Below are 10,534 nucleotides of genomic sequence, written 5' to 3'. Positions count from 1 at the left end.
AGGGGCACGCCGAATCTCCCTAGAGTCTACGAAACGTGCCGCCGTCCTCAGCGCGCCGAGGCCAGCGCGTCCCAGGCGAAGCTGGCCAGCCAGTGGCTGGACATGAATTCGTCCGTGCTCACCGCGGCCAGGCCGGCCTCCAGCAGCGGACCCGCGGCGCCGTCGAGAACGCCGCGCAGCTCCTCCGTCGAGGACCCGGATGCGGACCCGGACGCGGAGAGGGCGGCGCTGATCCGGATCAGCTGACCGGCCCGGCTGAGGTTCAGGCCGTTCAGATGCGCCAGGTAGCCGTCGGTTTCGTCGGTGACGGTGAACGGCGCCAGGATCCGGGACCCGGGGGCCAGATCCGGCAGGAAGCGGGTGAACCACGCGGCGAAGTCCCCGCCGTCGAGCACGCGGGCCATCAGGTCCGCCTCGCTGAGCCCGGCGGAGAGGAAGTCCTGGCCGCTGAGCTCCCACTCGCCGGGCCAGCCGGCGTCGCCCTTGAACCACCGCAGCGCCGCGTCCTCGCATACGGTGGCGGCCCGGTCCCGTCCCAGCATACGGAAGGCGTCCAGCATCAGCCCCAGGCCGAAGGCGGCATTGGTGTGCAGCCCGTGCCGGACCGGGAACTCGGCCTTGGCGGTCCAGTCCGCCACCAGCGACGCCACGATGTCCACCAGCGGTTCCAGCGCCGCGCCCCACTCCCGCACCTGAGCGTCCTCCGCCGTGATGGCGGTGGCGGCGAGCCGTACCAGCCAGGCCCAGCCGTAGGGACGTTCCCAGCTGGGGTTGGCGCGCAGGTAGGCGCCCTCCGCGGCAAGGTTGTCCGGGGTGAGGTTGGCCGCCAGCACCCGGCGCAGCGCCGCGTCCCGGTCCGGGCTGACGCCGTGCTCCAGCAGGGTCACGCCCAGCCAGGTCATGTGCACGCAGGAGTGCCAGTCGAACGAGGTGTGGAACGCCGGGTGGAGCTCCCGCGGGCTGGGCCGGTCCTCGAGCGACGTCTCCACGTGGTGCGAGGCATACGGGTACGGCCGGGCCAGGTTCTCCAGCACGATGTCCGCGTAGGTGCCGGCCAGCCGGTCCATCTCTTCGGTTGCGGCGGTGACGGCGGTGACGGCGGATGGTGCGGCGGAGTGGCTCATGGTGCCCCTAACGGGTGGTGGCGGACGGGATCAGTTGAAGGCCAGGAAGTACATCAGGCCGATGTTGGCGGCCAGCAGCGGTACGGCGGTGGCCACCTGCGCCCTGATGACGCCATACTTGTTCTTCATCTCCAGCAGTGCCGAGGGCACCAGGTTGAAGTTGGCCGCCATGGGGGTGCAGAGCGTGCCGCAGAACCCGGCCAGCATGCCGATCGCGAAGATGATCGCCGGGGTGCCGTGGAAGCCCTGGACCAGCACCGGCCAGCCGATGGCAGCCGTCATGATCGGGAACGCGGCAAACGCGTTGCCCATCAGCACGGTGAAGAGGAACATGCCCACGGAGTAGACGATCACGGCCGCGATCAGCGACCCCTCCGGCAGGACGCCGGTGGCCAGGGTGCCCACGGCCTTGCCCACACCTGCCTTGGTGAACAGGATGCCCAGGGTGGAGAGCATCTGCGGCAGCAGCGCGGCCCAGCCGATGGATTCGAGGATCCGGCGGCCCTCGAAGATGGGGGTCAGCTTGTTCTTGGGCTTGAGCAGCACGACGGCGACGACGGCGGCCGCGATGGCGCCGACGGCCAGGGCCAGGAGGGTGGTGTTGGCCGGGTCGAACAGCGGCTGGCCGCCGACCTTCAGGACCGGGGCGAGCAGGACGATGATCACGGTGACCACCGGCAGGGTCAGCGCCGGGATGAAGAGCTTGTTGCCGAAGCGGGCCGCGAATGCGGTGCGTTCGGCCTCGCTGGTGGTGCGGGACTTGCCGTCGCCGAGGGGACCGGTGCTGGCCAGGACCACCAGGACCAGGACCGCCACGCCCAGCACCCAGGCCGGGGCGGTGTTCGCCTGCACCCAGGAGCCGTAGAAGAAGCAGAGGCCCAGCAGGCCCCAGAAGGCCGAGCTGCCCCAGCGCTTGGGGTGGGTGGTATCCCGGGAAATCAGGAACGCCCAGGCGATGAACAGAATGCCAATCAGCCAGAAGACGGCTTCAACCTTGATCATGCGGTCTCTCCTACGGTGACGGCGGACTTCTCTTCCTCGACGGCGGCGCGGACGTCCTTGTCCAGCTGGCGGTCCAGCCGCAGCAGCCGGAAGCCGTGGATGAGGAAGGCGATGATGGCGGTGGGGATGGCCCAGACGGCCAGCTCCAGGGGTTCGAGGTGCAGCTTGTAGGTGGTGTCCACGAACGAGGTGATTAGCAGGATGGAGCCGACGGCCACGAAGATGTCCTCACCGAAGAAGACGCCCACGTTGTCCGCCGCGGCGGAGTGGCCCTTGATCTTCTCGCGGACCTTCTCGGGGACGTGGCCGTAGCGGCGCAGCGCGGCGCCCTCGGCCATGGGGAAGACCAGCGGCCGCACGGTCTGGGCGTGGCCGCCGATGCCGGTGAGGCCGACGGCGGCGGTGGCCTGGCGGACCAGCAGGTAGCCCAGCAACACGCGGCCGGCGGTCAGCCTGGCCAGCTTGGCGATCAGCGTCTTGGCCTGCTCCTGCAGCCCGAAACGTTCGATGATGCCGATGACCGGCAGGACCACCACGAAGATCGTCACGGACCGGCTGCTGGCAAAGCCGGAGCCGAACGCGTTGAGGATCTCGAGTGGGGACAGGCCGCCCAACAACGCCGTAACGATGCCGGAAACGGTGACAACAATGAGTGGGTTGAGGCGGACGGCGAAGCCGACGATGACCAGCAAGACCCCGATGAGTACGAGCATATCCATCCATCCCCGCAGGACGCAGCAGTGTTCCGCGGACGAGAGTAGTTAGGGGCATGGCCGGCCCGGCCGCGCTGAAAGGGGTGACTTCCGCAAAGTGATGCCCATCACTGTGATCCACAGCTTATGGTTTTGTTGAACAATGCGCAAGAGGGGTGGCGGGCCGTGCCGTCCGGGCCCCGGCGGCCGCCCCGCTTCCGGTGGGAATCCGGCTTAGTGCTGCTCGTGCGCCATCGCGGCCAGCAGCTGCGCCTCGGCCCGGTTGAGGTAGTCCCGCATCAGCTCCGCCGCCTCGGCGTTGTGGCCGGCGGCAATCAGCTCCAGGACCCGGGCGTTGTCCGCGACATAGGGTTCGTGGAAGGCGGGGTCCGAGCCCATCGAGTGGAACACCAGGCGCATCTCGGCCAGTACCTGCTTCATCAGTGAGTCCAGGCGCTCGCTGCCGGCGCGGGCCACCAGGGCGCGGTGGAACTCCTGGTTGGCGCCCGCCATCCCGGCGATGTCGCCACGGGCGCGGGCATCTTGGGCATCGGCGACGACGGCGCGCAGCTCATCCACCGGCGCGGCCTCGTGCCAGAGGACGGCGGCGGGTTCGACGAAGCGGCGGACCCGGTAGATTTCGCGGATGTCCTCGGCGGCGGGCCGGGCCACGAACACCCCGCGATTGGGGATTCGGGTCACGATGTGCTCGGCATGCAGGGCGGTGAAGGCCTCGCGGAGGGTGTTGCGGCTGACGCCGAGGGCCTCGCCGAGGGCCTCCTCGGAGAGCTTGGTGCCCGGGGTGAGGTCGCCGGCGGCGATCCGCTGGCGCAGCTGGTCCGAGACCCACAGTCCGGTGTGCGAGTGGGTAGACCCCTTCGCCACGCCGCGAAGGGACTCCAGGACCGCTTCAAATGTCATGGCGCCAAGCCTAGTGGAGCGGCCGGGCTGCCCCTTACGGCAGGCGTGACGGGCGCAGGACCGACGCCTCGCCCGCCCGCGACGGGTCCAGTGGCACCGGGCTGACCAGTACAGCCGGACCCCGGTGCAGCACGCCGTCGGACACCACCCGGCAGCGCACGCCGCCCCGCCCGCGCATCGCCTTGTGGGCGCCGGGGGCCAGCATCGAATCCATCCAGGCGCAGGGGTGGGCGGGCCGCCCGGCCTTGAGCCGGACCGTGTCCCCGCCCGACTCCAGCACGAACTCGTGGCCCAGCAGCGGGGCCAGTTCGGCGCCGCGGATGATTACGTTGCGCCGGGTCAGCAGCGGGTTCAGGGGTGGCGTGCCTAGCTCCGCGGCGATCGCTTCCAGGCCCTCGACGGCGAACAGGGTGGCGGCGGCGTCCATGTGTGCGGCCTTGCCGAAGAACCGGTCCCCGGCGATCCCCTTGCCCGCGACGAACTGCGCCTTTTCGGCGTCGTGGGTCGGGACGTCGGCCGCGCCCTCCCTGGCCCGGCCGAAGTAGGCGTGGGCGGGGGAGACCAGCAGGTGCAGGATCTCGACGTCGTAGCGGTAAGCCTCGCTCATGCCTCCACGCTACCGCCGCCGCCTCCGGTCCGGGCCGGCTTCATTATCTTGACGATAACTTCACTATGGCGGAGCATCGAGGCATGGACAATCTTGGCGGCCACCCCGGTCTGACGCTGGAGTCCCCCGGGGTCGAAGACCAGGCCGAGCGGGCGATGACCGCCGTCGGCGCCCTGGTGCTGCACCTGCGCCGCGAGGCCGGCTTCAGCATCGGCGGGCTAGCCGCCGCGGCCGGGTTGAGCCCGGGCCTGCTGAGCCAGATCGAGCGCGGCCAGGGCAACCCCTCGCTGACCACCCTGATCAAGCTCTCCCAAGCGCTCAAGGTGCCGGTGGGGCGCTTCTTCGATACCAAGGAGCAGGGCGGGGCACTGGTCCGCCGCGACGAGCGCCGCCGCCTGGAAGTGGCCGAGGACAACCTGATCTACGAGCTGCTGACCCCGCACATGAACGGGCAGCTGGGCATGCTGCGCGCCCAGATCGCCGCCGGCTGGGACAACAAGGACGCCCCGTTCAAGCATGCCGGCGAAGAGTGTGTGACCGTGGTGCAGGGGCGGCTCTACGTTTGCGTCAACGGCGTGGGATATGAGCTGGAGGAGGGTGATTCGCTGACCTATGACTCCTCCCTGCCGCACTGGTACCGCAACCCCACCGACCAGGATGCAGTGCTGATCGGGGCGATGACGCCGCCATCGTTCTGAGGGGGCGCGCCCCCGGTTTCGTTCAATAAAATGAATAAATACGGCTCAAAGTGTTGACAGGCGTCGTCCGGGGGCCAAATACTGGGGACAGCGGGGCCGTTCGGCCGCCGCCGCGCCGGGCCGGAGACCGCAACCGGACCCCCATGGCGCAGCACTCCAACACCGTTCCGGGGGAATCCACCCATGACGCCTGCCACCTCACCGGCTGCCACGTCTCTGCCTGCCACCTCTCTGCCTGCCACCTCTCTGCCTGCCACCTCCGGGGCCGGAGCGCCCAGCGCCGCGGCCGTTGACTGGTCCGCCACGCTGATCGGCTTCGACACCACCAGCCGCAACTCCAACCTCGAGCTCATCCGGTTCATGGCTGACGAACTCTCCGCCCGCGGCATCACACCGCTGGTGGTCCCCAGCCCCGACGGCCGCAAGGCCAACCTCTTCGGCACCATCCCGGCCGCCGACGGCACCGTCACCGGGGGCATCATGCTCGCCGGGCACACCGACGTCGTCCCCGTCGACGGCCAGGACTGGCACAGCGACCCCTTCGCTGCCGAGATCCGCGAGGGCCGCCTCTACGGCCGCGGCGCCACCGACATGAAGGCTTTCAGCGGCGCCATCCTGGGGTTCCTGCCCGAGTTCCAGTCCCGGCCCCTCGCCGAGCCGCTCCACTTCGCCTGGACCTACGACGAGGAAGTTGGCTGCCACGGCGCCGTCGTCCTGCTCGCCGAACTGGAAGCCCGCGGCATCCGGCCCCGGCTCGGCTTCGTGGGGGAGCCCACCAGCATGCGGCCGGTCTCCGCGCACAAGAGCAGCCAGCTCTTCCGCGTCACCGTCTCCGGCATCGCCGCGCACTCCTCGATGACCTCCACCGGCGTCAACGCGATCGAATACGCCGCCCGGGCGATCGCCGCCATCCGGTCCCACGCCGACGAGCACCGGCTCTCCGGCCCCTTCGACCCGACCTTCGTGGTGCCCTACACCACCGCCAACGTCGGCGTCGTCAGCGGCGGCGCGGCCGTCAACACCGTCGCCGAGCACTGCGCCTTCGAATTCGAATTCCGGACCATCCCCGGCGTCGACCCGGAGGGCGTCATCGCCCGGATCCGGGAAGCCCTCGAGGGGCTCCGGACCGAGATCCAGGCCGAGAAACCCGGCACGGACATCGTCATGGAACAGCTGGGCGCCGTCCCCGGCCTCAGCCCCGAGGGCCCGCGCGCTGCCCTGGACCTCGCCCAGCGGCTGACCGGCAACGCCGTCGAAGAGACAGTTGTCTACGCCACCGAGGCCGGCCTGTTCCAGCGCGCCGGCATCGACACCGTGGTCTGCGGACCCGGGTCCATGGACCAGGGCCACACCGCCAACGAATACATCGAATTGAGCCAGATCGCCGCCTGCGAGGACTTCCTCCGCGCGCTGGCCAACCACCTGACCTCCACCGAGCCCACCGAAGGGACCCCGCAGCCATGAGCCAACCCACCACCACCGGCGTGGCCGCCACGGGAGGCGCAGCCGACGCGGACAGCCAGGCCGCCCCGCGCACCCTCAACGCCGTCGAACGCAGCAACGCCCGCAAGGCCGTCGTCGCCGCCTCGATCGGCAACGGCCTCGAATGGTTCGACCTGATCGTCTACGGCACCTTCGCTGTCACCATCTCCAAGCTCTTCTTCCCCACCACCAGCGACGCCGCCTCCCTGCTGCTGACCTTCGCCTCGTTCGGTGTCTCCTTCATCATGCGGCCCCTCGGCGGCATCCTGATCGGACGCTACGCGGACAAAGCCGGCAGGAAGGCCGGCATGCTGGTCTCCATCCTGGTGATGTTCGTGGGCACCCTGCTGATCGTCGTCGCTCCCACCGCGGCCATGATCGGCGTGACGGCCAGCATCATCGTCCTGGTGGCCCGGCTGCTGCAGGGCTTCGCGACCGGCGGCGAATTCGGCACCGCCACCGCCTACCTGATCGAATACGCCCCTACCCGGAAGGCGTTCTACGGGAGCTGGCAGGTGGCCACCCAGGGTGGCGGCATCCTGCTGGCCGGCATCTTCGGGTTCGTCCTCAACGGCTATCTCAGCACTCAGTCGCTGGAGTCCTGGGGCTGGCGGTTGCCGTTCATCTTCGCCCTCGCGATCGGCCCCGTGGGCTGGTACATCCGCTCCAAGATGGAGGAGACCCCGGAGTTCCTCGCCACGGAAACCTCGACGGCGCCGCTGCGGGAAACCTTCGTCGGCAACGGCGGGCGGCTCTGGGCGATCGTCGGCGTCGTCTCCCTGGGCTCCGTGGGAGTGTACATCGCCCTCTTCATGCCCACCTACGCGATCGTGAACCTGAACATGCCCAAGGCGGTCGCGTTCCTCTCCACCCTGATCTTCGGCATCGTGATGAGCGCGGGCTCCCCGTTCATCGGCATGCTCTCGGACAAGGTGGGCCCGGCCCGGGTGATGACCTGGGCCGCCGGCGGCACCATCGTCGTCGGCATCCCGGCGTTCCTGGCCCTCATCGCCGCCCCGGAACTGCCCACCATGATCGTGGTGGAACTGGTGCTCTCCGTCCTGGCCACCGCCTACTTCGCCCCGCTGCCGGCGATCATGTCCTCGATGTTCCCGGCCCGGATCCGCTCCACCGGCCTGTCGCTGGGCTACAACATCGGCGTCACGGTCTTCGGCGGGTTCGCCCCGTTCATCCTCACCGCGCTGATCGGCAGCACCGGGTCCCTGCTGGTGCCCGGCTACTACCTGGTGGCCATCGCCATCATCGCCGCGGCCAGCCTGACCGTCGCCCGCAAGGTTTACCGGCAGGCGTAGCGCCATTCCACCGCTGAGGGAGCCCGTCCCGGCCGAGTGCCGGGGCGGGCTTCCTTGCTGCGGGGGCATTGTTGTCCAGCGTCCTGGCGCCTCACGCCGCCGGAACCGGCTTGACCCGCAACGGGGCGAGGAACAGCACGATCACCACGGCCGTGATGGCACCCGCGGCCATGATCGAGGCCAGCACCACCACCTGGAACACCCCCGCAGACAGCGGGGAGATACCGCCGAAGATGGCGCCCACGAAGGCGCCGGGCAGGGTGACGAGGCCGGTGGTCTTGCTCTGGTCGGTGGTGGGGACCAGCCCCGCGTGCACCGCCTCGCGGGCCAGCTCGGTGGTGGCCTGGCGCGGCCGGGCGCCCAGGGCCAGCCACCCCTCCACCTCCTCCCACCGGGCCGCGGCGGTCTGTTGGAAGTGCCGGCCGGCCAGGGTGGTGATGGACATGGCGTTGCCGATGACGATGCCGCCGATCGCCAGGGCATAGCGCGGCGAGAACTCGATGGCGCCGGTGGCGAAGACGACGGCGAGGGTGACGGCCACCCCGGCACCCATCGCGGCGCTGACCCGGCCGAACATCCGCCGGTCCCGGCCCAGCCGGCGGGTGGCAGTCCAGGTGGCCACCGTGAACATCACCAGCAGTGCCAGGGCCACCAGGTAGCCATTGGTGATGACGCCGCTGAGGATCAGGCTGATGGCAGCCAGTTGCAGGGCGCCGCGCAGGATCGCCCACGCCGGCGCGAACCGGGCGGGGACGCGGTAGGCCGTGAGCACCGCGAGGGTCACCGCCACCAGCACGGCCACACCGGCCAGCGCCGGCAGCAGATCTGCGGGAGGGGTCATGCGGCCAGCCTATCCGGAGGCAAAGAAAGCGCCGCCCCGCATCAGCCGGGCGGCGCTTCCAACAGGGACGGGGCAGTCGGCGGCCTGCTCAGGAGGGGCTACTTGCCTGAGTTCTCTCCCTTGGAGGTCTCTCCCTGCGCGTCCCCGTCCTGGCCGTCATCCTTCGGGCCGCTGACGGAGGCCACGGACCCGGTCTGCTCATCCAGCAGCACTGTGCCGGGACGCTTGTGCTCGAAGTTAAACATCGCCTTCAGGGAACCCGCCCCGGCGTCCGCGGAGGCGTCGCCGACCTGGCCGGTGTGCCAGTTGTCCTCGATGAAGCGCAGGATCGAGGCCTGGTCCGTCTGCGTGTGGTCCACGAAGTTCTTCTTGGCGTACGGGGAGATGACCACCAGCGGCTGGCGCGGGCCGGGGCCGCAGCGATCGGCGTAGCCGCCGGCCATCGGGACACCGGCGGCCGCGGCGTTCTGGCACCACGCGGCGTCGTCGGCGGTGTTGGAGGAGTTCTTCACCTTCGCGGCGGCGTGGTCGTACCAGCCGTCCGAATCGTCGTAGGCCAGGACGACGGCGGTGTTTTCCCAGTTCTTGGACTTCTGGATCTGGTTGACCGTGGCGGTGACGAACTTCTGCTCATCGATCGGGTCGGAGTAGGCGGCGTGCCCGTCCTGGAACATGCCCGCCTTCAGGAAGGAGACGGCCGGCATGTTGTCCGTGTTGACCACCTTGCCGAAGTCGGTCAGGTCGTACTGGTGGTTGGCCTGGCCGTCGTGGCCGATTTCCGCGTCCGAGGCCGGGGCCAGGTGGTGCGGGTTGGCCGTGGACTTGTAGTACTGGAACGGCTGGTGGTGCGGGGAGTAGTCCACCACGGAGGCGCCGGCGGCGTTGGTGTGGCTGGTCAGGCACGACGCCGGGGCCGTGGCCGTCGCGGGGGTGCTGGGGGTGAAGCCGCCCTGGAACCAGCCCCAGGAGGTGCCCTTGGCGCTGAGCAGGTCACCGATGTTCTTGCCGGTCATGCCCGCCAGGTTGTTGGTCTTGGCGTGGCTGCTGTTGGAGCAGTCGTCGTAGACCGGGTCCGGGTCGTTGATGACCGTGCCCACGCCGTTGGCGTCGGGCTGGCGGACGGTGTAGCTGCCGGCGGCGGGGGTGGCCACGGGCTTGCCGTCCGCGGTGAACTCGGTGGCGCCGTGGGTCTGGCCGGAGACCAGGTTCAGCGCGCCGGGGGTGGAGGGGCCGAAGACGGTGCTGTAGTGGTTGTCGCTCATGGCGTAGTTCTGGGCGTAGTTCCAGATGCCGGTGACGGTGTTGCCGTCGTAGTAGTCCATGGTCAGCCCGTTGCGGCCGTACTGGTTGGGGCCGCATGCGTCCCGGCTGGTGTATTCGACGAACTTATCCATCAGCCCGCCGTTGTAGGCCTTCTGCTCGGCACCGTAGTTGTGGTCCTGGTCGCAGGTGACGGCCTGCTGCGGGGTGAGCCGCTCGGGCTGCTTGGCGTTGGGGTTGTTCGGCGCCAGCAGCCCGGCGGAGGCCAGGGTGTCGATCTTCTTGGGCGTGTTCTTCGCGGCCGTGAAGGTGGCCGCCTGGGCGCCCGAACCCTGCTGGGTCTCGCCGGGGATGTTCGCGGCCTTCGGGTAGGTGGCGAAGTAGTGGTCGAAGGAGACGTTTTCCTGGAAGATCACGACGACGTGCTGGATGGGCGTCGCGGTGCTGCGGTGGTCATCGCCGCCGGCGGAGGCGGGACCGGCACCGACGCCGACCAGGCCTGCGGTGAGGGCCGTGGCGGCCAGAGCGGTGGCACCGGTGGCGGCGGCGATGCGCCTTCGGGTGGAGCGGTGGGCTGGGGGAATCATGATTTTC

General features: G+C 69.6%; 10 protein-coding genes. 3 read left to right on the top strand and 7 right to left on the bottom strand.

Translation table 11 applies throughout. The annotated features are described in order from the left end of the window. Window positions 1-47: 47 nt before the first annotated feature. From QWJ39_RS03300 to QWJ39_RS03280, 5 genes are all read right to left on the bottom strand, one after another. Entirely contained in the window at window positions 48-1,124 is a 1,077-nt protein-coding gene (locus QWJ39_RS03300) for a DUF2891 family protein (protein ID WP_290256267.1), read from the bottom strand. 30 nt (window positions 1,125-1,154) lie between these two features. After that, window positions 1,155-2,126, bottom strand: a complete 972-nt coding sequence (locus QWJ39_RS03295; RefSeq protein WP_290256266.1) for a DUF979 domain-containing protein — start codon at window positions 2,124-2,126, stop codon at window positions 1,155-1,157. Then, on the bottom strand, window positions 2,123-2,839 hold the full coding sequence (locus QWJ39_RS03290) for a DUF969 domain-containing protein (RefSeq protein WP_290256265.1): 717 nt from the start codon (window positions 2,837-2,839) through the stop codon (window positions 2,123-2,125). Before QWJ39_RS03290 ends, QWJ39_RS03295 begins: the two co-directional genes overlap by 4 nt. Before the next feature lie 213 nt (window positions 2,840-3,052). Beyond that, on the bottom strand, window positions 3,053-3,739 hold the full coding sequence (locus tag QWJ39_RS03285; RefSeq protein ID WP_290256264.1) for a GntR family transcriptional regulator: 687 nt from the start codon (window positions 3,737-3,739) through the stop codon (window positions 3,053-3,055). A 34-nt stretch (window positions 3,740-3,773) separates the two neighbouring features. Then, window positions 3,774-4,346 (bottom strand): MOSC domain-containing protein, encoded by a 573-nt coding sequence (locus QWJ39_RS03280; RefSeq protein ID WP_290256263.1) that lies wholly within the window; start codon window positions 4,344-4,346, stop codon window positions 3,774-3,776. Between the two features lie 83 nt (window positions 4,347-4,429). Between QWJ39_RS03280 and QWJ39_RS03275 the strand changes: the two genes are divergently transcribed. From QWJ39_RS03275 to QWJ39_RS03265, 3 genes are all read left to right on the top strand, one after another. Continuing rightward, on the top strand, window positions 4,430-5,044 hold the full coding sequence (locus QWJ39_RS03275; RefSeq protein ID WP_290256262.1) for an XRE family transcriptional regulator: 615 nt from the start codon (window positions 4,430-4,432) through the stop codon (window positions 5,042-5,044). A gap of 183 nt (window positions 5,045-5,227) precedes the next feature. Continuing rightward, window positions 5,228-6,508 carry an acetylornithine deacetylase gene (gene argE / locus QWJ39_RS03270; protein WP_290256261.1) on the top strand — a complete coding sequence of 427 codons (1,281 nt, stop codon included), beginning with the start codon at window positions 5,228-5,230 and terminating at the stop codon, window positions 6,506-6,508. Then, entirely contained in the window at window positions 6,505-7,839 is a 1,335-nt protein-coding gene (locus QWJ39_RS03265) for an MFS transporter (RefSeq protein ID WP_290256260.1), read from the top strand. The genes argE and QWJ39_RS03265 overlap by 4 nt, the downstream gene beginning before the upstream one ends. 91 nt (window positions 7,840-7,930) lie before the next feature. Here QWJ39_RS03265 and QWJ39_RS03260 read toward each other — a convergent pair whose 3' ends face one another. Then, window positions 7,931-8,680 (bottom strand): ABC transporter permease, encoded by a 750-nt coding sequence (locus QWJ39_RS03260; protein WP_290256259.1) that lies wholly within the window; start codon window positions 8,678-8,680, stop codon window positions 7,931-7,933. A gap of 98 nt (window positions 8,681-8,778) precedes the next feature. Next, window positions 8,779-10,527 carry an alkaline phosphatase family protein gene (locus QWJ39_RS03255; RefSeq protein WP_290256258.1) on the bottom strand — a complete coding sequence of 583 codons (1,749 nt, stop codon included), beginning with the start codon at window positions 10,525-10,527 and terminating at the stop codon, window positions 8,779-8,781. Window positions 10,528-10,534: the final 7 nt, after the last annotated feature.

It is taken from the genome of Arthrobacter sp. YD4 (assembly GCF_030410515.1).
Taxonomy (GTDB): Bacteria; Actinomycetota; Actinomycetes; order Actinomycetales; family Micrococcaceae; genus Arthrobacter.
The sequence above is the reverse complement of the archived record's forward strand: the minus strand, read 5'-3'. Positions and strand labels throughout refer to the sequence as shown.